General features: G+C 60.1%; 19 protein-coding genes. 10 read left to right on the top strand and 9 right to left on the bottom strand.

Features of this window, described 5'->3' with window-relative positions; genetic code table 11:
* The first annotated feature begins 3 nt into the window (after positions 1 to 3).
* The 6 genes from SFU85_09765 to recF all read left to right on the top strand — a co-directional run bounded on the left by SFU85_09765 (position 4) and on the right by recF (position 8,475).
* Complete coding sequence (locus SFU85_09765; GenBank protein MDX6767066.1) at positions 4 to 3,042, top strand: type I restriction endonuclease; 3,039 nt, start codon at positions 4 to 6, stop codon at positions 3,040 to 3,042.
* A 92-nt stretch (positions 3,043 to 3,134) separates the two neighbouring features.
* Positions 3,135 to 3,965 (top strand): radical SAM protein, encoded by an 831-nt coding sequence (locus SFU85_09760; GenBank protein ID MDX6767065.1) that lies wholly within the window; start codon positions 3,135 to 3,137, stop codon positions 3,963 to 3,965.
* A complete protein-coding gene (locus tag SFU85_09755; GenBank protein ID MDX6767064.1) occupies positions 3,947 to 4,897 on the top strand; it encodes a radical SAM protein in 951 nt (316 codons plus the stop codon). Before SFU85_09760 ends, SFU85_09755 begins: the two co-directional genes overlap by 19 nt.
* Positions 4,894 to 5,874 (top strand): glycosyltransferase, encoded by a 981-nt coding sequence (locus tag SFU85_09750; GenBank protein MDX6767063.1) that lies wholly within the window; start codon positions 4,894 to 4,896, stop codon positions 5,872 to 5,874. Before SFU85_09755 ends, SFU85_09750 begins: the two co-directional genes overlap by 4 nt.
* Before the next feature lie 299 nt (positions 5,875 to 6,173).
* The gene (gene fabV, locus SFU85_09745) at positions 6,174 to 7,373 is read left to right on the top strand and encodes an enoyl-ACP reductase FabV (GenBank protein ID MDX6767062.1); all 1,200 of its coding nucleotides are present in this window, start codon (positions 6,174 to 6,176) and stop codon (positions 7,371 to 7,373) included.
* 70 nt (positions 7,374 to 7,443) lie between these two features.
* Positions 7,444 to 8,475 (top strand): DNA replication and repair protein RecF, encoded by a 1,032-nt coding sequence (gene recF / locus SFU85_09740; GenBank protein ID MDX6767061.1) that lies wholly within the window; start codon positions 7,444 to 7,446, stop codon positions 8,473 to 8,475.
* Positions 8,476 to 8,691: 216 nt separating this feature from the next.
* Here recF and purB read toward each other — a convergent pair whose 3' ends face one another.
* Entirely contained in the window at positions 8,692 to 9,987 is a 1,296-nt protein-coding gene (gene purB / locus SFU85_09735; protein ID MDX6767060.1) for an adenylosuccinate lyase, read from the bottom strand.
* Positions 9,988 to 10,094: 107 nt separating this feature from the next.
* On the opposite strand from purB, the gene SFU85_09730 reads away from it, so the two are divergent.
* A complete protein-coding gene (locus tag SFU85_09730; GenBank protein ID MDX6767059.1) occupies positions 10,095 to 10,853 on the top strand; it encodes a phosphatase PAP2 family protein in 759 nt (252 codons plus the stop codon).
* Here the strand turns inward: SFU85_09730 and pdxH are convergent.
* The 3 genes from pdxH to SFU85_09715 form a co-directional block, all read right to left on the bottom strand.
* Positions 10,823 to 11,479, bottom strand: a complete 657-nt coding sequence (gene pdxH, locus SFU85_09725; GenBank protein ID MDX6767058.1) for a pyridoxamine 5'-phosphate oxidase — start codon at positions 11,477 to 11,479, stop codon at positions 10,823 to 10,825. The genes SFU85_09730 and pdxH overlap by 31 nt on opposite strands.
* A gap of 57 nt (positions 11,480 to 11,536) precedes the next feature.
* Complete coding sequence (locus SFU85_09720) at positions 11,537 to 12,973, bottom strand: sigma-54 dependent transcriptional regulator (GenBank protein ID MDX6767057.1); 1,437 nt, start codon at positions 12,971 to 12,973, stop codon at positions 11,537 to 11,539.
* Positions 12,974 to 13,034: 61 nt separating this feature from the next.
* On the bottom strand, positions 13,035 to 13,592 hold the full coding sequence (locus SFU85_09715; protein MDX6767056.1) for a hypothetical protein: 558 nt from the start codon (positions 13,590 to 13,592) through the stop codon (positions 13,035 to 13,037).
* 98 nt (positions 13,593 to 13,690) lie between these two features.
* Between SFU85_09715 and SFU85_09710 the strand changes: the two genes are divergently transcribed.
* The 3 genes from SFU85_09710 to SFU85_09700 are packed head-to-tail and all read left to right on the top strand — an operon-like array spanning position 13,691 to position 18,087.
* A complete protein-coding gene (locus tag SFU85_09710; GenBank protein MDX6767055.1) occupies positions 13,691 to 15,298 on the top strand; it encodes an ATP-binding protein in 1,608 nt (535 codons plus the stop codon).
* A 28-nt stretch (positions 15,299 to 15,326) separates the two neighbouring features.
* The gene (locus SFU85_09705; GenBank protein MDX6767054.1) at positions 15,327 to 16,661 is read left to right on the top strand and encodes a sigma-54 dependent transcriptional regulator; all 1,335 of its coding nucleotides are present in this window, start codon (positions 15,327 to 15,329) and stop codon (positions 16,659 to 16,661) included.
* 19 nt (positions 16,662 to 16,680) lie between these two features.
* Complete coding sequence (locus SFU85_09700; GenBank protein ID MDX6767053.1) at positions 16,681 to 18,087, top strand: ATP-binding protein; 1,407 nt, start codon at positions 16,681 to 16,683, stop codon at positions 18,085 to 18,087.
* Between the two features lie 43 nt (positions 18,088 to 18,130).
* Here SFU85_09700 and miaB read toward each other — a convergent pair whose 3' ends face one another.
* From miaB to SFU85_09675, 5 genes are read right to left on the bottom strand one after another with little or no spacing between them, the layout of a single operon-like run.
* Positions 18,131 to 19,492 (bottom strand): tRNA (N6-isopentenyl adenosine(37)-C2)-methylthiotransferase MiaB, encoded by a 1,362-nt coding sequence (gene miaB / locus SFU85_09695; GenBank protein MDX6767052.1) that lies wholly within the window; start codon positions 19,490 to 19,492, stop codon positions 18,131 to 18,133.
* An 11-nt stretch (positions 19,493 to 19,503) separates the two neighbouring features.
* Positions 19,504 to 20,286, bottom strand: coding sequence for a twin-arginine translocase subunit TatC (tatC, locus tag SFU85_09690; GenBank protein MDX6767051.1), 783 nt, complete (start codon positions 20,284 to 20,286; stop codon positions 19,504 to 19,506).
* A gap of 36 nt (positions 20,287 to 20,322) precedes the next feature.
* Positions 20,323 to 20,910, bottom strand: a complete 588-nt coding sequence (locus tag SFU85_09685; protein MDX6767050.1) for a thermonuclease family protein — start codon at positions 20,908 to 20,910, stop codon at positions 20,323 to 20,325.
* A 10-nt stretch (positions 20,911 to 20,920) separates the two neighbouring features.
* Positions 20,921 to 21,865 carry a hypothetical protein gene (locus tag SFU85_09680; GenBank protein ID MDX6767049.1) on the bottom strand — a complete coding sequence of 315 codons (945 nt, stop codon included), beginning with the start codon at positions 21,863 to 21,865 and terminating at the stop codon, positions 20,921 to 20,923.
* 35 nt (positions 21,866 to 21,900) lie between these two features.
* Positions 21,901 to 22,647, bottom strand: coding sequence for a FecR family protein (locus tag SFU85_09675; GenBank protein ID MDX6767048.1), 747 nt, complete (start codon positions 22,645 to 22,647; stop codon positions 21,901 to 21,903).
* Positions 22,648 to 22,709: the final 62 nt, after the last annotated feature.

The raw sequence follows: 22,709 nt of genomic DNA, 5'->3' as shown, positions 1-22,709 counted from the left end.
GCCATGAGAACTGACACCTCCGAAAAAGGCCTTGAAACGCTGATCATGCGCCACATGACTGGCTCGGATGGTTTGCCATCAGAAGCGTCGGGAGTGTTGGCAGAAGCCAAGCCGCTCAAGGGCGGCAGCGGTTGGTTCGCCGGCAAGGCTACCTCCTATGACCGCGAGTTCGCCGTGGATGTGGAGCAGCTTTTCACCTTTCTTCAATCCACCCAACCTGATGAGTTTGCCAAGCTCGGCATCGGTGATTACAAGGACAAGAAGAACATCGCCCGGCAGAAGTTTCTCGCCCGCCTGCAAGGAGAGATTTCCCGTCGAGGCACAATTGATGTGCTGCGCCACGGCATCAAACACAATGCATTGAGCTTCGAACTGTTCTACGGCACGCCCTCGCCGGAGAACCAGAAAGCGGTGGAGCGCCACGCTCAGAACCGTTTTAGCATCACCCGCCAGCTGGCCTACAGCCGCGAGGAAACCAAACGGGCGCTGGACCTGTGCGCGTTCATCAATGGCCTGCCGGTGATGACGTTCGAGTTGAAGAACAGCCTGACCAAGCAGACGGTCGAAGACGCCATCGAGCAATACAAGCGGGACCGCGACCCGCGCGAGACACTCTTCGAATTCGGTCGCTGCGTGGTGCATTTCGCGGTGGATGATGCACGGGTGGCGTTCTGCACCCACCTCAAGGGCGCCAAAGGCTCAGCCAAGGATTCGTGGTTTCTGCCATTCGACCAGGGCTGGAACGACGGCGCAGGCAATAAGCCAAACCCGGATGGCCTGAAGACGGATTACCTCTGGAAACGTATCCTCACGCCGGCAGGGCTAACGGAGATTCTGGAGAACTATGCGCAGATCGTGGAGGAGGAGAACCTCAAGACCGGCAAAAAGAAGAAGGTTCAAATTTTCCCGCGCTACCATCAGCTCGACGTCGTGCGTAAACTCCTCGCCGACGTGCGCGCCAAGGGCGCGGGCCAGAAGTATCTCATCCAGCACTCGGCCGGCAGTGGCAAGTCCAACTCCATTGCATGGCTGGCGCATCAGCTCATCAGCACGCGCAAGGACGGCAAGGAAGCGTTCGATTCCGTCATCGTCGTCACGGACCGCCGTATCCTCGACAAGCAGATTCGGGAGACGATCAAGGGCTTCGCCCAAGTCAGCAGCATCATCGGTGCCGTGACGGATGGCGGGGGCACTTCAAAGACCCAGCAGCTTTCCAAATTTCTCAAGGACGGCAAGAAGCTCATCATTTCCACCGTCCAGACCTTCCCGTTCGTGCTCGATGCCATCGGCGGCGAGCATCGCGGCGGGAAGTTCGCCATCATCATCGACGAAGCACACAGCAGTCAGGGCGGGCGGACCGCTGCGGCGATTAGCGCGGCGCTTGCGGACGATATCGAATCGGACAACGAAGATTGGATCAACGCCGAGCTGGAGAAGCGCATCAAGTCCAAGAAGCTTTTGCGCAACGCCAGTTACTTTGCCTTCACCGCTACGCCGAAGAATAAGACGCTGGAAATGTTCGGCATCCCGTATCCCGAAGGCGGCGAGATCAAGCACCGCCCCTTCCACGGTTACACGATGAAGCAGGCCATTCAGGAAGGCTTCATCCTCGACGTGCTGAAGCATTACACGCCCGTCGAGAGCTACTATCGCCTCGCCAAAACCATCCCGGGAGACCCGGAATACGACGTGAAAAAGGCCCGCAAAAAGCTGCGCCTTTACGTCGAGAGCCACAGCAAGGCCATCCGCGACAAGGCGGAGATCATGGTGGACCACTTCCTCGAACAGGTCATCGGTCAGAACAAGATCGGCGGGCAGGCGCGGGCTATGGTGGTGACCGGCAGCATCCAGCGGGCGATTCGGTATTTCTTCGCCTTCCGCGATTACCTCACGGAAATCAAAAGTCCCTACAAAGCCATCGTGGCTTTCTCTGGGGAGCCTGAGTTCAAGGGCGAGAAAGTCAGTGAGACTAAGCTGAATGGTTTTCCCAGCGGCGAAATTGCCGACCGCTTTCAGGAAGACCCATACCGTTTCCTTATCTGCGCCGACAAGTTCCAGACCGGCTACGACGAGCCGCTCCTGCACACGATGTATGTGGACAAGGTGTTGAGCAGTATCAAGGCCGTGCAAACGCTCTCGCGCTTGAACCGCGCACACCCGAAGAAACACGATGTCTTCGTGCTCGATTTCCAGAATGACACCGAAACTATTGAAAAGGCTTTCGCGGATTACTACCGCACCACGATTCTCAGCAAGGAGACCGATGCGAACAAACTGCACACGCTGAAGAACGAACTGGATGCGTTTCAGGTCTATTCGCCCGAGAAGGTGAATGAGTTGGTCGAGCTGTATCTCGGCGGCGCGGAACGAGAGAAGCTCGATCCCATCCTCGACGCCTGCGTGGCGGTGTATGTGGGCGACCTCGACGAAGATGGCCAGGTTAGTTTCAAAGGCAGGGCCAAGGCGTTTGTCCGCACTTACGATTTCCTCGCCACGATTCTTCCGTATGGCGTGCAGGAGTGGGAGAAGCTCTCCATTTTCCTTAACTTCCTGATTCCGAAGCTGCCTGCTCCAATAGACATCGATTTATCAAAAGGCATTCTCGAAGCCATCGACATGGACAGCTATCGAGCGGAAAAGAAGGCGACCCTGGCCATCTCACTGGCGGATAAGGATGCAGAAATCGAGCCTATTCCCACCAGTGGCGGCGGCCACAAACCTGAGGCGGAGCTGGACAAGCTCTCGAACATCATCAAGGCGTTCAACGACCAGTTCGGCGGTTTGTTTGCCGACCCGAAGGCCGTCGAGAAACGCATCATTGAGGTGATTCCGCCGAAGGTGCTGGCCGACGCCAAATATCAAAACGCCAGGAAGAACTCGGACAGGCAGAATGCGCGCATTGAGCACGATAAGGCCCTAAAGCGGGTCATTACAGCGATGTTTAAAGACGATGCTCAGCTCTTCAAGCAGTTCCAAGACAACGAGTCATTCAAACGCTGGCTGACCGACACGATTTTTGGCCTGACCTATGAGGATCGTTAAATCTCTAGATCCGGGATGTCGCGGGCAAGGTCACCACGATAAGTTTAGACTGTGAATTGCTTGATATAACCAAGGACAGAGGCAGGAAGGTAATGAGATTCGTCTTCAAGCCCACACACCTCTACTACTTGATCTCGTTTGGCTGCAACGAGCGCTGCACCAAGTGTCACCACTGGGCGATTCGTCCGGCACCCAAGCCTCTGGAACCAGAACTTATTAGCGACGCGATCAACCAGATGCCCAACGTGCGCGAGTTCTGCATTGTTGGCGGCGAACCGTTGCTCTTCCGAGAACGGATCAGCGAAATCCTCTTTTCCATTGAGAAGCATCCAGTCCGAACGGTGCTAATTACCAATGGGGTGCTCCTCACACCTGATTTTCTGGACCGCATCGCCCATTTGAATCTCCATATCGTGGTCTCCATTGATACCCTCGACCGTGAGAAATGGAAATTCGTCCGCGGTCGAGACACGATGGAGGTGGTGATGGGGAATTTGAACCATGCCCGCTCGGTTCTACGGACTGACCAGCTCAGCCTCCAGTCGGTCCTTGCCGCAGAAACCCGGGAGGATATTCCCGCAGTCAGGGCACTCTGTGACGAGTGGGGCATTTACCACAGCGTTCAGGATTACATGACAGAAGGGTTCAATGGTGAATGGACCACACTGCCCTCGGAGCAGAAACGGATACCCGATCACGAAATCTGTTACTCCGCCGGTCGCAACCTCTCCATCATGCCGAATGGGGATGTGTTCACCTGTTTTCAGCAGACATGGATCATGGGGTGCCAAAAGCCCCTGGGCAATCTGAAGACCGAGCGGATTGACGATATTCTGAATTCTTCCTACACGGAATCGGTCCAAGAAGCCATGAGACGCTGCAACCACCCCTGTAAGGTGCTCAAATGCAATCAGAAGCAGTAACACCGGTCCATCCCCGGGAACTCATCCTGGAGCTCAGCCACAATTGCAACCTGTCCTGCCAAATGTGCGGATTTGTCAAGGAGCGCAACCAGCCGGGCTACTTGATGACTGAACAGACCTTGGCCCAGGTTCTTGATGCGTTTGAGGTTCCACCTGAAGTCGTGCGCCTCAATGGCAGAGGAGAAAGCACCTTCCACCCCCAGTTCCCGCAGTTTAGCCGTATCATTCGATCCCGCTGGCCTGAGGCGTCCCTCCATCTGTTTACGAATCTGAACATCCGTGACGAAGATCGGGTGCTTTTGCTCAAAGAGCACCGTATCCAGCTCTTCATTTCCATGGACTCGCCGGAACCTGAGGAACTCGCGCGCATCCGCAAAGGGGCGAATTGGAACTTGATGCAGCGGAACTTCAACCTGCTGCGAGACATGAACCCCCGACCTTTTCTGGTCTTTACCCTTCAGGCAGACAACCTTCATCAGATCAAAGCGATGGCGCAATTTGCGCAGAATCAAAAAATCGGACTCATCTACAACGTGGTGCGATCAGATCAGCCGGATTACCGACTACAAAACCGATTGATCGGTGAATGGCAGGGCGTGCGCACGGAGTTCCAGGAGGCGTTTCAGTTGATGCAGGCTTCAGGGCTTAGCTGCCTGATGCCGGATCAAATCCAGGGCATTGAGATGGAACTCGGGCAGGCCCGACGCACAAACGGAAGGCGCGGCTCCTGTCCCGCCTTGGAACGGGAAACCTGCGTCCAATACGATGGCCAAGTCACCCCCTGCAATATGTTTCATCCCCAAGTCTTTGGTCACATCCGGCAGGGACGAATCGGGCACATCCTCTCTTCCCCTGCGGCACAGGACTTTCGCGAAACACATAAAAATCATCCCTACTGTGCCAACTGCGCCTGGCTTGGAGACGCGGCATGAGTTCTTTGGTGCATCTGCCCAGTGGCCCGACGCTGGATTACTGGTGGGAGCGGCTTCGAGGAAAACCCCAACGAAAGCGCTTCCTGCTGACCAAAATCATCGAAGTCACGGCCTATGGTTTCTTCAAAGCCAAACGTCCGGAGGAAACGGCAGCCCTGACTTGTGTGCCCGTGCTGCAACTCAAGCCGATGCTAAAAAAGAATGGTGTGAAGCAGGATGCAAAGGCAGTTGTGGTGGTGCCCACGCGGTGCCAAAGCCGGGCGAATTGTGCCCAGTTGGAAAGACTCATGGAGAGGCTCGTAACGCAGAGTGCCAGCTTGATCGTGGTCAATGATGGCTCGAAATGCTGGCCCAAGCTACCGACTTCAGTTCATCAGCTCGACCATTCAAACGGCCGGGGGCCGGCGGCGGCCCGCAACACGGGAATCGCTCATGCCTTGAAAATGGGTGCGGACATAATCCTGATGACCGACATGGACTGTGTTCCCCAAGAAAACTGGGTGGCGGCAACACGAAGAGCATTCCAAGGAAATCCCTACGCGCATGCATTTTCGGGGTTGACCCTGTCGCTGAACGCAACGTGGATGGATCGCTATCACGATATCAACGGAACGCTGAATGGCAGACGTTTCAAGGAGACCCCGTTTCTCCTTTACGGTCCTACATGCAATTTGGCCATTAGCCGTGAACTAGCCCAGGCAGTCTCCTTTGATGAGAGCTTCAGGAGCGCAGCCTGCGAGGATATCGATTTCTGCTTTCGGGCCCTGGAGCGGGGCTTTCGTGTGCTGCACGCCCCAGAAATGGTGGTCCATCATGACTACCAATACCGGCCTTGGGCGTGGGGTCAGAATCTGATTATGTTCGTCCGGCAGTTCGGTAAATATGCCCAAGCTGAAGCGACGTTATTGGCAAAGTGCCCCGGTTACTACACTCTCTTCGGAGATACCACTGAGATTTCGAGCTTGTTGGAAGTCTAATTTGTTAACCACTTGGACTATGGGCGGGCTGGAGAGGTGCTGTATCCTGCTCCTTGCCCTCCCCCGGATCGAGGGCGCCGATACACTCGGCCTGCTCAAACTGGTAAGTGCCCATCCGGCGCAGGACGCGTAGCGCGAGGAGTATCTGCCGTCTTGCTCCAGTTCACGAATGGTCTCTTCCAATAAGCAGCGCAGGTACACCCGCCTTGTGACGAGACGGAGTTTGGACACGTGCTCTTTCAGTTCTTCACAGCGATGGTTTGGGCTCGACTCCAGGGCTCCGGCAAGCATCTTCGGGAATGGTCATCAAACCGAAGATTCGTGGATTCATCTGTCTCACCGCCCACCCGGAAGGTTGTGCCGCCCACATCCGGGAACAGATCGCCCACATCCGTTCCAAGGGCCCCCTCGTCAATGGACCCCGCAAGGTGTTGGTCATTGGTTCCTCGACCGGTTACGGACTGGCCTCGCGCATCGCCGCCGCCTTCGGCTCCGGTGCCTCCACGCTCGGGCTGTTCTTCGAAAAAGCCCCCGAGCCAGAACGCACCGCCAGCACGGGTTGGTACAACACCGTTGCCTTCACGCAAGAGGCCCACGCGGCCGGACTTTACGCCAAAAACATCAACGGCGACGCCTTTTCCGACGAAGTCAAAAAATCGACCGTTGATCTCATCAAGCAGGACCTCGGACAGGTCGACCTGGTGGTCTACAGCCTGGCCTCTCCGCGTCGAACCCACCCCCGCACCGGAGCGACCCACAAGTCCTGCCTGAAGCCCATCGGGTCCACCTACTCGGCCAAGAGCCTCGACACCGACCGGGCCCAGGTCATCGACGTGAACATCGAGCCGGCCACCGAAACCGAAATCGCCGATACCGTCGCCGTCATGGGGGGCGAAGACTGGGAATGGTGGATCGACGCCCTGGAGCAGGGTGGCGTCCTGGCCCCCGGGGCGCGCACGGTGGCCTATTCCTACATCGGGCCGGAACAAACCTACCCGGTCTACCGCAACGGCACCATCGGCCGGGCCAAGGAAGACCTGGAGGCCACCGCCCACCGTCTCCACGCCCGGCTGTCCAAGTCCGGAGGCGGGGCCTACGTCTCGGTCAACAAGGCCCTGGTCACCCAGGCCAGCTCGGCCATTCCCGTCGTCCCCCTTTACATCTCCATCCTTTACAAAGTGATGAAGGAAAAGGGATTGCATGAGGGATGCATCGAGCAGATCCAGCGCCTCTTCGCCGATCAACTCTACGCCCCCAAAGGACCCGCGACCGATGACAAGGGCCGCATCCGGGTCGATGATTGGGAAATGCGCCCCGAGATCCAGGAAATCGTGGCCGGCTTCTGGACGCGGGTGAACACTGAAAACCTGCTGGAGCTTTCCGACTTTTCCGGATACCAGAAGGAATTCCTCAAGCTCTTCGGCTTTGGTCTGCCCGGGGTGGACTATGAAGCCGAGGCCGACCCGACGAAACTCGGCGGACGCACGGCCGAAATTTGACGGTCGCTACGCCCGCTTACCATCAGAGGGGGGCTAGGCCCATCACCATCCGGAACGTCGGGAATCCAGTGTGCTCACCTCGCTCCACTTAGCCGACTTCCGCTGCCATGCGGATGTCCACTACCGCGAGCTCGGACCCCGGGTGGCCTTCGTCGGGGAAAACGGGAAGGGCAAGACCACCCTGCTGGAAGCGGTGCATTTCCTGGCCCGCGTCCGTTCGTTCCGCACCCATCAGAACCGCGAACTCATCGCCTGGGGAAAAACCGCCTGCGGGGTTTCCGGTCGTTTCACGGGGGAACCGGATGAATGGTTGAAGGTGACCTGGAGTCCGGACGAGCGGACGCTGACGGCGGGAGGTGAAGCGCTCAACTTCCGCCATTACTGGGGCCGTTGCCTGGTCACGGTGTTCCAGAACACCGACCGCCAATTGGTCCAAGGGGCGGCGCAGGTCCGCCGCCAATGGGTGGACAGCCTCATCTCCACCTTCGATCCGGTCTATCTGGAAGCCGTGCAGGCCTCCCATTTGCTCCTCCGCCAAAAGAACGCCCTCCTGCGCCAGGAACGCCCCGATCGCGGCACATGGGAGGCGCTGACGGCGCAATTGCGACGCCATACGGAAGGCATCGCCCGGGCCCGGGCGGCCTTCACCGTGCAGGCCGCACCCTTGCTGGGGCGTTTCTACAGTGACCTGGCCGGAGGCCGGGAGGTCCTGGTCTTGCGCCACGCCGACGAAATCACCCGCCAACTGGCCCGCACCGACGCCGAACTTTGGGAACGGGAAACCGCCCTGCGTCTGGCCCGTCTCGGCCCGCACCGCGATGATTGGGAAATGGATCTCGACGGCCAGCCGTTGCGACAGTTCGGCTCGGAGGGGCAGCAGAAATCGGCCGTGCTGGCCCTGCGCGACGTGGAAGTGGCCTTGGTTAGGGAAAGGCGCGGGCGCTGGCCCATCCTGTTGGTCGACGACGCGGTCAACGAATTGGATGCCGGTCGCCAGGAGTTGTTCTGGCAGCGCCTGCCGAAGGATGCGCAGATCCTGCTGGCCACCACCCGCACCGACCGATTGCCCCTGGGAATGGATTTTGCCGTGGTGCCGCTGTGAACCAAGCCGGCACGATGCTTTTTTAACCACAAAGAACGCGAAGCAGAAACTCTTGGCATTGAATGTATTAAGAAATGATCCAACCCCGATGAAATCGGAGCTGGATTTGGACTCACCGACATAAGAGTTGAAATTTGCTCAACCCAAACCCGAATGACTTCGCGTTCTTCGCGCCCTTCGCGGTGAATGGCATTTTCCCCGCATGGGCGAAGGCGGTCAAAGGCCGCACTTCTTGAACGTGCCCTTGACGTGGCGGAAGTGGCGGTCGAGCGAGCAGATTTTTTTCAGCTCGGCCGGTTTGATCAGCTTCACCACTTCGGCATCTTCCAGCAAGTAGGAAAGGAAGGGTTTGCCCTCGCCCCGCCAACAGGCCATGGCGTTGCGCTGGACCACCTCGTAGGCGGTGCGGCGGGCGACGCCACGGTCGGTCAAGGCCAGCAGGACGCTCTGGGAGAAATAGAGCCCGCGGGTGATTTCCAAATTCCGCAGCATGTTTTCCGGATAGACGATCTGGCGGTCAACCAGGTCGGTCAGTTTGGCCAGCATGTAATCGAGCAGGATGGTCGAATCGGGCAGGATGACGCGCTCGGCCGAGGAATGGGAGATGTCGCGCTCGTGCCAAAGGGGCACATTTTCCAACGCCGCCACGGCGTTGCCGCGGATGACCCGGGCCAGACCGGAGAGGCGCTCGCCGATGATCGGGTTGCGTTTGTGGGGCATGGCGGAAGACCCTTTTTGCCCAGGGGAGAAGTATTCCTCCACTTCCAGGACCTCGGTGCGCTGGAGGTGGCGGAACTCCGTGGCCCAGCGGTCGATCGAAGACGCGATGAGGGCCAGGGTGGTCATGAAGTGGGCATGGCGGTCGCGCTGGATGATCTGGGTGGAAATGTGGGCCGCCTTCAGGCCGAGCTTCTGGCAGACGTGGGTTTCGACCCGCGGGTCCAGGTGGGCGTGGGTGCCGACGGCCCCGGAGAGTTTGCCGACGGCGATTTGCTTGCGCGCTTCCACCAGGCGATCGATGGAACGACCGAATTCCTCATACATCAGGGCCAGTTTGAGCCCGTAGGTGACCGGCTCGGCATGGATGCCGTGGGAACGCCCGATCATCGGGGTCAGTTGGTATTTCCGGGCCTTGCGGGCGATGACGTCGCGAAGTTGGCCGAGGTCTTCCAGAAGAATGTCGGCCGCGCGGACGCATTGGACCGCCAGGGTGGTGTCGAGGAGATCGGAGGAGGTCAGACCTTGGTGGATCCAGCGGCCGGCCGGGCCGACGTGCACGGCCACTTCTTCCAAGAAAGCCAGGACATCGTGGTGGGTCCGCTCCTCGTTCTTGCGCACTTCCTCGATGCGGTAGCGTGCTTTTTTCCGGATGGTGGAGGCATCCTTCTTCGGGATGACACCGAGGGCGGCCATGCCCTCGCAGGCCGAAACCTCGATTTCGAGCCAGAGGTCGAGTTTGGCTTCTTCAGTCCAGAGGGCGGTCATGGCGGGGCGGGAATAGCGGGAAATCATGGCCTTCCACCCAACACCAAAAGTACCGGGAGGACAGCAAAAATATTCCGCCGGAGCGTGCCGATTTTGGGATGGGAAAGGAGCGCCGGCGGGGTTTAGATGGATGCGTGACTGACCCAAAAGCAACCGAGACAAAACCCACCAGACAAATTCTTTTGGCGGAATTCCTCGATGTCTACCTGTCTGGTCTGCAGCGGATCGGCAGGGGCAGGTGGTGGATTGTGGGCGGCTTGGTCGCGTTGGCGGCCATCTTGGTGGTTTGTGTGCCGCATGACCGGCAGATCCAGGAAGCCATCGCCGGCCCCAAGGACCCGCAGCAACACCAACTGGCCCGGACCATCAGCTTCTGGGGAGATTATCCGACCGGCATCGCCCCGGTGGCCTTGGCCATCTGGGCCCTGGGGGTTTTTCTACGCCGGAGATCCTGGCGCCGGGCCATGATCGCCGTGCTCCTGGCCGCTACCTTGGCGGGTATTGGCGCCAACTGCCTCCGTCTGACCTTGGGCCGTCCGCGCCCTTCGGCCAACCTGCCGGACGGCCTGTACGGCTTGCAGGCTAAGTCGAAATTCCACGGCTTCCCCTCCGGCCATGCCGCCACCGCCTTCGGCAGCGGGGGGGCTTTGGCTGCCGCTGTCCCGCCCCTGGCCATCCCCAGCCTGGCCCTGGCCGCCTCGGTTGGTTGGTCACGGATGGAACTGGGCCGCCACTTCCTCACCGACATCCTGGCCGGATCGTTCATCGGCCTGGTCTTCGGGGTGGCCTTTGGCGGTGCCGCCCGCTGTGTGAAGCACCCGAATGAAGAGGATCCGGGTAGTCCCTCTGGTGAGGGCTGGGATCAGGGTGACAATCGGTCAATCGACCAGTAGCCTTCCGGGCCGAGTGAGTAGAGAAAGCGGTCGTGCAGCCGGTCCCTGCCGCCCTGCCAGAATTCCACCGTCTGCGGAGCCACCCGGTAACCCGACCAAAAATCCGGAAGCGGGACTTCACCCTGGGCGAACTTGGCTTTCATTTCCTCGAATTTCATCTCCAGCACTTTTCTGGAGGGAATGATGCTGCTCTGCATCGAGACCCAGGCGCCCAGGCGGCTGCCGAATGGACGGCTGGCGAAATAAGCGAGGGTTTCCGCAGGGGTGATCTTTTCCACCTTCCCCGAGACAGAAACCTGGCGTTCCAAGGGCAACCAGGCGAAGAGCAGGGCCGCCTGTGGGTTTTCGGCCAGTTGTCTGGCTTTGGTGCTGCCGGTGTTGGTGAAGAAGACAAAACCTCTTTCATCAAAGGCCTTCAAGAGAACGGTGCGGGCGGTGACCCGGCCGCTGCGATCCGCCGTCGCGCAGGTCATGGCGTTGGGTTCGAGCAGTTCGGCCTTCTGGGCTTCCTGGAACCAAAGACGGAATTGGGAAAAGGGTTCGGCCGCCAGATCTTCGCGTCGCAGGCCGCGGTTGGTGTAATCCCGCCTCAGTCCGGCGACTTCCAGGGAAACATCCTCGCTCATGGACCCACTATGCCACAACTCCCGCGGAAACAAGCGGGGGATTCGGCGGCACGGTCGTCAGCCTGCCGCTCCCAAACCGAAGGCCTCGGCCCGTTTGCGCAGGGTGGCGGGCGAGAGCCCGAGGAGGCGGGCGGCCGCGGCCTGGTTGCCCCCGGTGGATTGGAGGGCGCGCGCGATGAAGGCCTTTTCCATGAAATCCAACAACTTGATCCCGGGATCGGCACCGGCATGGGCAAACAAAAGATCGATGGCTTCATCCGGACCGGCGGGGGAGGCGCCAGCGAGGGATGCCGGTGGAGCACCCACGCCGTGCAATACTTCGGAAGACAAGTCGGCCAGGGTGATGGTGTCGCCGCTGGCCAGGACCATGGCCCGTTGGATGCAGTTTTCCAGTTCGCGCACGTTGCCGGGCCAGTGGTATTGCTGCAGGGCGTGGAGCGCGTCGGCGGATATCTTCCCCGGGCCGCCCGGGGTGCGGGAACGCCATTTGTTCATGAAGTAGGAAACCATGACCGGGATGTCGGCCAGGCGCTCGCGCAGGGAGGGCAGGAGGATGTTGACCACATTGAGCCGGTAATAGAGGTCCTCGCGGAATTCACGCACCTTGCAGGCTTCGGCCAGATCACGGTTGGTGGCGGCAATGATGCGCACATCGGTCTTGATCGATTGGTTGCTTCCAACCCGTGAGAATGAACCATCCTGGAGCACGCGCAGGAGTTTGGATTGCACGGCCATGGGCATCTCGCCGATTTCATCGAGGAAGAGGGTGCCCCCGTCGCACTGTTCGAATTTCCCCACCCGTTGGTTGAGGGCCCCGGTGAAGGAACCTTTCTCATGGCCGAAGAGTTCGCTCTCGAGAAGGTTCTCCGGAATGGCGGCGCAGTTGATGGCCAGGAAGGTTTTGTTGGCGCGACGGCTGTTGGAATAAAGGGCGCGCGCGACCAGCTCCTTTCCCGTGCCGCTTTCGCCGCGGATGAGGACGGTGGCATCGGTGGCCGCGACCTGGCCGACCAGCTTGTAGACCTGTTGCATGGGTGCGGATGTGCCGACAATGCCGGTGCGGAAATCATCCGGATCGAGCGAGGCCGGAAGGGCAACCTTCTCGCGCATGGCGTGGGAGGCATCCAGGGCGCGTTTGATCAGATCCTTGAGTTGGGGGATGTCGAAGGGCTTGAGGATGAAATCGAAGGCCCCGAGCTTCATGGCCTCGATGGCCGTCTGGGCCGATCCATAGGCGGTCATCATGATGACGATCTGCTTGGGGTTGTTTTGGCGGAGGTCCCGCAGCGTGTCCAAACCGTTGACCTTGCCCATGCGGATGTCCATGACCACGATGTCGGGCTTCTCCTTCTTCATGACCTGGAGGCCTTCGTCGCCACTGGAGGCGGTCAGGATCTTGACCGGTTCTTTTTCGTAGAGCCGCTTGAACGAGTAATGGACGTCGGCCTCATCGTCGATGATGAGGATGCTTTGGGCTTGGGGAACTTCGGGCATGGGAGAGTCGGGGTAGGATGCGGCAGGCCGGTCGCACAGGCAAGCCTGTGCAGGCCCGGGGTCAGAGGCGGTAAACGGCCAGTCCCAGGACCAAGAGAACCAGTCCCCAAGCAGCACCAAGGGACGCCGCGAGGGTCAGGCGGGGTGGTCGGTCGTTCAGCCAAGCCAGCACGTCCCTGGACAGATAGGGCATGCCGACGAGCAGCATTCCGGCAATGATCCAGGCATACGCCGTGCAGGTGACCGCTAGCCGGGAGGTTTCGTCCCGCAGGAAGGCCGCATCCAGCAGGACCTGTGCGGCGAGGAGAAGCAGGGCGCCCAGAGCACGCGCGGCCAGGAAATCCTCCAAGTAGACGGCAGACAGGCCTCCGACCACGAGGACGGCCAGAACGAATTTAAGTCGATGCGGGGTGTATTCCATCAAGTCGATCCGGCCCAGCAGGGTGGCGAACCAAAGGGTGGCCAGGGCCAGCAGGACCCAGCCGAGGATGCGGTGACGGGGAAGCGACGCGAGCAGGTGCGGGGCCTTGGACGGGAGGAAAAGCACAGGCAGGTGGGAGACCAAAAGAAGCAGCCCTGCCACCACGGCAGCGAGGCCCAGGGAAACCGGGTAAATCATAGAAGGGCGAAATCATTCCGCAGTGCCGGTGGAATGTCACTCCAATTCACCCCCGAAGGGAGTTGCCAAAGAAGGCAAAAAAAACTAACTTCCGGGCGATGCCGGGTAACATTGACGGGCCCGCGGGAATGCGGGTTTTTGAGTCCTTTCAGGAAGAATCGAAGGCTCCTGCCAGCTTGATGGTGTGGTGGACCGAGGGTGGAACCCCCCAGCTTTGTCACAGCGACTTCCAAGCCGCTCTCCAATTGGGCGTGCCCCGGGTGGAATTCCATGACGCTCCCATGGCGTGGTCCTCCTTGCCCCAAGAGCTGGCCGATTATCTGATGCTGGGAATGGTTTCACTGCAATCCACCACCCATACGGCCATGCCGGTGTATGAAGTCTTGGAGCCGTTGCGCGCGGCTTTTTCCGTCAAGGTTCTGCACAAAAAGGACCCCGGACATTCCGGTAGCTGGTATTTCTTCGTCTTCAACGAGGTCACCGCCTGGCTCAGCCTCCAAGAAGAAGTGATGAATGCCCGCCGACTGGAAAGCATCGGGGCACTGGCCTCCGGTGTGGCCCACGATTTCAACAACCTCCTCATGGTCATCCGCGGCCACGCCGAGTACATCTCGGCCCATGTCAGCAATAGCGAAACATTGGCCTTTTCCCTCGACCAGATCAAAAAAGCCTGTCAAAGCGGTGCCGGACTCACCCAGAGCCTCCTCGGGTTTGCGCGCAAGCAGAGCCTGATCATGCAGCCGATGAATGTCGGCCAGTTGGTGTCCGAGCTGGTCGACCTTTGCCGCCGCAGTTACGGTTCGCGTTACGAAGTGGAGGCCGACGGTATCTTCACCGCCATACCCGGAACCACGGTCCGCCACCCCGACCTCATGATCAACGGTTGCGCGGCCGCTCTGAGCCACTGTGTGCTCAATATTCTCAACAATTCACGCGACAGCATGCCCGAGGGCGGACGCATCGAAATCCACCATCGTCTCATCAATGAAACCATCCAGGTCAGCATCCTCGATCATGGTGTCGGCATTGAACCGGATCGGTTGAAGAACATCTTCGAGCCTTTTTACACCACCAAAGCGAAGGGCGCGGGCACCGGTCTCGGACTTTCCCTCGCCCTCAGCATCATGAAACAGCACGGTGGCGACATCGAGGTCGAGTCCACCCCCGGCGTCGGCACCCAGGTGACTTTTATCTGGCCTAAACTGGCCGCTCCCTCACAGGGAGACAGCAGCCCCAAGGAAAAAGAAGACCCCGAAGAAGTCCAGGAGGCTCCATCCAGCCAACGGGCGTTCCTCATCGACGACGACGAAATGGTCCTTGGAGCCGTGGCCAAGCTTCTGGAAGCCAGCCAAGTGCAAACCACCTGTTTTTCTTCCGCGGAAAAAGCGCTGGCCGAAGTGGTTTCCGGGAATCTGCCCTCGATGATTTTTGTCGATTACACCATGCCCGGTATGGATGGCATCACTTTCATGCGCAGGCTCTACGCCGAATTGCGCCACTTCAGCCGATCACCCCACCTCAAAATGGTCATGATCAGCGGGCACCCGCCGGAATTTTTTAATGATTTCCTGAAAGAATTCCACGGGGCCCCCATTTATCTGCTGCAGAAGCCGTTTTCCGCGGAGGACATCACCCGCATCATCCGTCTGCCCACCCGCCGCATGCGCCGCAAGACCACTTCGCGCGTCCAAATCGGACCAGTTTGAAATCATCCGCATCATCCGGCATCCGCACATGAAAGTGCTCGTAGTTGACGATGAAAAGTCGATCCGTCAGTCGACGTCCCTGGCCGTCCAGGCCGAGGGGCATGAGTCTTCGGTGGCGGATTGCGGCGCGGCCGCCCTGCATAAACTGGCCGAGGACCGCTACGATCTGGTTTTCATCGACCTGAGGTTGGGGCCGGAAAATGGATTGGAAGTCTTGTCGGAGATTGATGCCCGATTTCCCGGGGTACCGGTGGTGGTCTTCACCGCCTATGCCACCGTCGAGACTGCCGTCAACGCGATGCGATTCGGTGCTTTTGACTACCTGGAAAAGCCGTTCACGCCAGAGCAACTCCGGCGGGTGGTGGGACGGGTCGAGCAGACCCAGCGTTTGGAGCGGCGGATTTCCGAGTTGGAGTTGGAAATGGCGGCACGCCTCCCGGAATCCGACTTTGAATCCGAGAATCCGGGTTTGAGACAGGCGCTGGAGACGATGTTCCGGGCCGGGGGGACGGCCGCCGCGATCCTGATCTGCGGGGAAAGCGGAACCGGTAAAAGCGTCCTCGCCCGGGAAATCCACCAACGCAGTCCGCTCCAGAGCCGGCCCTTTGTCACGGTCCATTGTTCCGGACCCAAGAGGGCCCGGCTCGAAAGCGAAATCTTCGGCCATGCCCGCAGCACCTTCCCCGGAGCCACGAGGGAAAGTTGGGGCAAGGTGGCGGCGGCCCACGGTGGAACGCTTTGTCTGGATGAAATCGGTGAATTGCCCCTGGAAGCACAGGTTCGCCTGCTGCGTCTCCTTCGTGACAAGCAATACGAACGGGACGGCGAAGCCCGCTTCCGGGTCGCGGATGTCCGGGTTATCGCCACCACCCAGAAAGACCTGGCGGTGGAGGTGCGCATGGGCCGGTTCCACGAGGAGCTTTTCCACCGGTTGTCGGTCATTTCCGGCGTGCTCACCCCCTTGCGGGAACGCCCGGCGGACATCCCCCGCCTGGCGCGCAAATACACCTCCTTCTTCGCCACCCAACTGGGTAAGGCGGTCACGGGTCTCACCCCGGAGGCCATTCATGGTCTCCAGCGCTATGCCTGGCCGGGGAACATGCGCGAACTGCGCAACGTTTTGGAGCGCACGGTCATCCTGGCCCGTGGCACAAAGATCGGCTTGGAGGACCTGCCGGATAGTGTCCGGACCAGTCCGCCGATCGAACTCAGGCCGGGGGCGATGATCACCATTGAGGAACTGGAACGCCAGCACATCGCCAAGGTTTTGGAAACCACCGAGAGCATGGAAGCGGCCGCCCGCATGCTCGGGATCGACCCGGCCACGCTCTACCGCAAACGCAAACGGATGCACCTCGGTTGAGTTGGGAGCTTCTTCCGCTATGCGCTCACGTTGGTCCCTGGGAGTGTTGGCCCTCTTTGTCGTCCTGCTGGCCGCGGTGGCCCGCATTTTTTGGCTCCAATGGAGTGAGAATCCAAAGGACGGTGGATTGTTTCTCGGTGAAAGTCTGATCTTCGCCCTCGTGGGTGGCGGACTGGCCCTTCTGCTGCATCACTGGTTCAAACTGGAAGTGGTCGATCCCCTGGCACGGATCACCCAGGTGATCAAGCGGTTGAAGACGGGGGATCTGGAACCGACACAGAAGGGGAAGGTTGGTGGCGACATGGAACCATTGGCGGACGCGGTCCACGATCTGGCCGGAAAGGTGCGGCACGACCGGCAGGAGACCGACCGCAAGATGGAAGCCATGGACCTCCGTCACCGGGCCGTTTTGCAGGCCTTTCCCTCGCCCTTCTTCCTGGTTGATGCCGAGGCGAGAATCGAGCGGCTCAATCCGGCCGCAGAACAGTTGATGGCCCGGCTGGGTTTGGAGGACCGGCTGCCGCCGGTGGTCCAGCGACTGGCCGAATCGGTGCGCCACCACGACCGCGACTATCTCCCCGACAATCCCGCCAGCGCGGTTTATCTCCGGCTCGGAGACAAAGAGGCCTATTACCTGCCCCGGATCTTCCGTCTTCAGACCGGAGGCGGGGCGGCGCTCGGGCTGGCCGTCATCCTGGTCGATGTGACCCGGCTCCGCTGGCAGGATGACCTGAAAACCAGCCAACTGGCCACGGTCAGCCATGAAATCAAGACGCCGTTGACGGCCATCCGGATCATGCTCCATCTGCTGTTGGAAAAGAAATTCGGCGGGCTCAATGCCAAGCAGGATGAAATGCTGCGGCTGGCCTGTGAGGATTGTGAGCGGCTCCTTCGCACCCTCAACCATCTTCTGGAGCATTCGCGTCTGGATGCGGGAGCCGACCAACTGGCGGTATCGCCGGCCAGGCCGGTCGATTTGATCGGCCAAGTGGTCCAGACGCATTCCGAGGCCGCCGCCGCCCGCCGGATCCGCTTGGTAACCGAAGTCGCGCCGGGTTGCCCCGGGGTGCGCGCCGATGTCCCCCGGATCGGCCATGTTTTGGGCAACTTCATCTCCAATGCGTTGAAATTCAGCGGCGAGGGCGGCACCGTCAGTTTACGGGCTTTTCCCGAGGGAAAAGAATATGTCCGTTTCAGCGTCACGGACGACGGGCCGGGTGTGCCGGGTGAATACCAGGAGCGGATCTTCGAGCGCTTTTTCCGCCTCCCCGGCACCACACGGGAAGGCATCGGGTTGGGTCTATCCATTGCCCGGGAGATAGTCCGGGCCCACCAGGGACGTATCGGGGTGGATTCCATTCCCGGGCAGGGAAGCACGTTCTACTGTGATCTGCCTGTTTTTCCCGCTGAAGAAGCGGAGAGTTAGACTACCCATCCCGCAACCCGCATGCGCTGTTGGGACTTGCGGGTTAACCGTGGATCACCGGGTCCCCGTAGTGGGTGAAGCCGGTCGTATCGACGATTTTTACCGGCAACAATTGGTGCAAATGACGGGTGTCGCCCTCAAAAATCACCGGCTTGTTGGTACGCGTCCTTCCGGAAAGACGGCTGGCGTTGGTTTTGCTCGGGCCCTCGACGAGGATTTCCACCGTCTGGCCCAGAAGTTCCCGGCCCTTGGCCTCGGCGATCCGGTCAAGCACGGCGAGCAGGTCCTGGTTGCGGGCTTCTTTGGTTTCGTCCGGTAGCTGGTCCGGTAGGGAGGCGGCCGGAGTGCCCCGGCGTTCCGAGTATCGGAAGATGAAGGCGTTGTCGAAGCCGACTTCCTCGACCAAGCGCCGCGTTTCCAGGTAGTCCGACTCGGTTTCACCGGGGTAACCAACGATGATGTCGGTGGTGATGGCCAGGCCGGGGCAGGCCGCGCGCATTTCCTCCACGAGCTCACGGTAGCGCCGCGCGGTGTATCCGCGGCCCATCGCTTTGAGGATGCGGTCGCTGCCGGATTGCAAGGGGAGATGGACGTGCTCGCACAGCTTCGAGAGGTCGCGGAAGGCCTGGACCAGATCTTTTTTGTAGCCGATCGGGTGCGGCGAGGTGAAGCGGATGCGCTCCAGTCCTTCCACCTCTTGCAGGGCGTAGAGCAACTGGGTGAAAGGGGAACGTCCATCCACCCGTGGAAATTCCGTCCGGCCATAGAGGTTGACGATTTGACCGAGCAGGGTGACTTCCTTGACCCCCCGGGCCGTTAGGCTGCGGACTTCGGCCAGGATTTCTTCCTGCGGCCGGCTGCGCTCGGCACCTCGGGTGGAGGGGACGATGCAGAAGGCACAGTGCATGTTGCAGCCCTGCATGATCGAGACGAAAGCGGTTGCGCCGGGTCCTTCCGGATCATGGTCGCGTATGGTGTTCTGCGATCCCGCTTCCTCCGCGGTGTCGACGATGGTGGCGCGCAGGTTGTCCATATCGCGCTTCTCCCTTTTGACCAGGGTGTCGATGTAATCGGCCACACGGTGGTATTTTTGGGTTCCGACGACGAGGTCGACGCCGGGGAGGAGGCGGGCGAGTTCGCCGCCCCGGCTTTGGGCCATGCAACCCATGAAACCGAGCACGACCTCGGGGCGCTGCTTCTTTTTTTCGCCCTGGAGCTGGGCCATTTTGTTGAGGGCCTTTTGTTCCGCCTGGTCGCGCACGCTGCAGGTGTTGAGCAGGACGACGTCGGCCGCGTGTTCGTCTGCGGCGGGCAGATAGCCCCGGTCCACCAGCTGGCGGGCCACCTGTTCGGAGTCCCGCTCGTTCATCTGGCAGCCGTAGGTCTTGATGAAAAACGAGGGCATGGGGGCCCAAATTAGCCGGAAGGCGGGTCCTCGGCAACCTTGTCGGAGGCCGCCGCGCGCCGTTCGATCCACCAAGCAGCCACTATGCCGGCCTCATAAAGGACGTAGAGCGGCACGGCCATGGCGCAGAGGGTGAAGGGGTCGGAGGTGGGGGTGATGATGGCGGAAAGGACCAGGAGAACGATCACGGCGTGACGCCTCCAGGTGGCGAGGAAGCGGCTGTTGATCACACCCAATTTGGCCAGCACGGCGATGATCAGGGGGAGTTCGAAGGCCGCGCCGAAGCCGGCCAGCAGTTGCACCACCATACCGATGTATTCCTGATAAGGGTAGCGGGGCTCGGCCCCGAGCTCGAAGGACCAGGCGATGAGGAACTGCATGGTCCTGGGAAGCACGATCCAGTAACAGAAGGCCACTCCGAGGATAAACAGAAAGCAGCCGACGGCGGCACCGGGCAGGAGCATTCTCCGTTCCCTGGGACTGAGGGCGGGCAGCAGGTACTGGCCGATGAAAAAAAGCATGAAAGGCAGGGCGAATAAAATGCCCCCGAAAAGCGCGGTCTGGAAGGTCAGCGTCATCGGGTCCAGCGGGTTCATCATGAAGAGGAAGCGTCCGGGATCGATCTGGTGCTCCTTCAGGGCCGGGTCCAACGGGGAGCGCAGGAGGGCCAGCAGGTCGTTGGTGAAGACTGCGGCCAGGATCATGCCCACGGTCAAAGCCCCGAGACACTTGAGGATGCAAACGCGCAGTTCCTCCAAGTGCTCGATGAACGGCTTGGGATCATCTTCGAACATGGCGACAGTGAACGGGCAAAACCGTCCGGACAAAAGTTATTTCTTTTCCTTCTGGAAGGCCCAGGCGCCGCGCGCGGCAGCCCGGGCGGCAGCCTCTTCCTTTTCCAGGGCGGCCACGGCTTCGGCACCGGAACGGCCGCCGGGTGCGGAGACGGGTCGTCCGTGGATGCGGGCCAGACCGGCCCGCACCAACAGTGTGGCGAGGTCGTCCCCACCCTCTGTCGTGACCACCGCGTAGAAACGTGGCAGGTGGCTGTCGCCGCGCGCATCCTCCCAGCAGGTTTGGATGCGGAAAGGACGGCCCAGGGCCTTGGTGGTAAAGGCGGCCGCCTGTTCGGCAAGGGGGTAGAGGTCGCGCTTGAGGATCTTGAAGTAACGGGCCTGTTCGGTCGTGCGCTGGGTCAATCCCAGATCCTTGCGCTCGGGGCAGTCGACATAGAGCAGGCGGAAGATGTATTCCTTGCCGTCTTTTTTGACGTGGAAGCTGTCCCCGTCATTGCCCGGGTTTTCCAGCAGCCGGCAGGAATCGAGGGCTTGCCAACCGTTGGCCGCCGCGGGCGCAACGGCCAGGAGCAGGCCGCACAGTGCGGACAGCAGGGCCGCGGCGGGGGGCGGGAAATTCATCCCGGTCCGATCAGAAATTGTACACGAGCCCGGAGTTCAGGCCGGTGCTGAAATTTTGGTAGCTGGCCGTGCCCAGGGTGGAATCGTTGTCCACGAACGAACCCGAAAGCCGCAGGCTCAAGTAGGTGGTGAGCCGGTAGACGAGGGAGAGGGCGAATTCGTGGCGCAAATCTTCGCGTTCGACGTCATTGGCCGGACCGAAATCATTTTCGTAGGCAAAGTAGCCAAAGGAATAGGTCGGCTGGAGGTAGAGGCCTTTGGCCAGTCTCTGGCTCAGACCGAGGGACACGGTGAGTTGGTCGCGGTTGAAAAGGGTGGGGTCGCTCCAGCGGTGGGCATAACGGAATTGATAGAAAAGGCCGGTGCTGGAGCCAAGCTGGACATTGTTGCGCAGCCCTGCCACGGCGGAGATGCTCTTGGAGATTTCCGTGCTGTCATTCCAGGCCTCGTAGCGGTCCACCTCGGCACCGGTGAAGAACTCCGGCCAATTTGCCCGGGGGCGGTAATGCGCCAGGAGCGATCCGGTCGCGCCCCAGTAATCCTGTCCGTCCACGCCGTCGTACCAAGTGGAGGACCAGGTCGACATTCCGGAGACGCTCCATTCGTTGTTGATCCTGGCGTTGGCGCCGGCGAAGACCGTCGGGCTGTAGCTGAAGGAGTCATCCCCGCCGTTGCCGTCGAAGTTGGCATTGCTGTCGTATTGGAAATCTTGCAGCAGGCCGACTTGGAAGTCGGCCCATTTCTGGCGTGCGGCCAGCACCCCGCCGTCTTCGCGCAGCACGTTTTTGAAGGCGCCCAAGCTTTGCGTGCGTGCGGTTTCGGTGGCCAACTGTTGTTGGCGGGCATCGGTTTGGGTCTCGATCTGGGACTTGGCTGGAAGAACCAGGATCTGGGTCAGAATCATGAGGGCCGAGAGGAGTGGACCCGGAATGATCAAAAGTGAGCTCGGTTTCATAGACTCGATTCTAGGTGCGACTGATGGGGCACGGATCAATCACGATTGTTGTACGTTTCTTTGGGAGGAGGCGTGTTGATGATCTTGTTCAAGACCGCATCGACCCGGGGATCCACGCCGGGTTGATCAGGGCCGGAGGGCGGGATTTGCTTGAAGATTTCATCCAGGGTGAAAGGAGCGTTGTTCGGACTTTCGACGAATTTGGTGAAGAGGGCTCCCGTGCTGATGGCCTGTTTGACATCGAATTTTTCCACCCGGTAGGTCCCGTTTTCGAAGATCAGGGCATCGCCGGGCCCGAGCACAAAATTCGGTGGTACCGAGACCGAGCCCTCGTAAACATAAATGGCGGCGTAGTTCTCGTAGGCTTGGAAGAGGACGGTGGTGCCGGTGATGGCGGCGGTGACGGCCGCGGCTTTGATATTGGTCTGGCCCATGCCTTTGGGGACATTCAGGAGGACCGAGCCCTGTTTGAGTTGGACGTCGCGGGTGCCTTCTTTGAAGGAGAAGACACTGAACTGGCCCAGGCGGGCGACCGAGCCGTCGTTGAATTTGAGTTCGACACGGGATTTGTCGCCGGTGATGACCGCGTTGTCCCGGGTCACGGTTTGGTTCAGCGTCGCAGCGGTTTTTTTGGTTTCGCCCGCCCCCGTGTTGAGGATTTTAACGTCGGCGACGGAGACATCGTTCTGGATGTAACTGATGTTGGCCTGATCGAGGGTTTGACCGGCTTGGCAGACCGAGGAGCTCAGCAAAAGCAGGGCCAGGAACGGAACGTTTTTCATGGTCCTACATTATGGATAGGAAGGAACTCCCTGACAACGTGATTCTTCCCCGCGGTATTTGC

It is taken from the genome of Candidatus Methylacidiphilales bacterium, assembly GCA_033875315.1.
GTDB lineage: Bacteria > Verrucomicrobiota > Verrucomicrobiia > Methylacidiphilales > CAZTYG01 > JANRJG01.
Note: the sequence above shows the minus strand (reverse complement) of the source record. Positions and strands in the feature narration are given on the sequence as shown.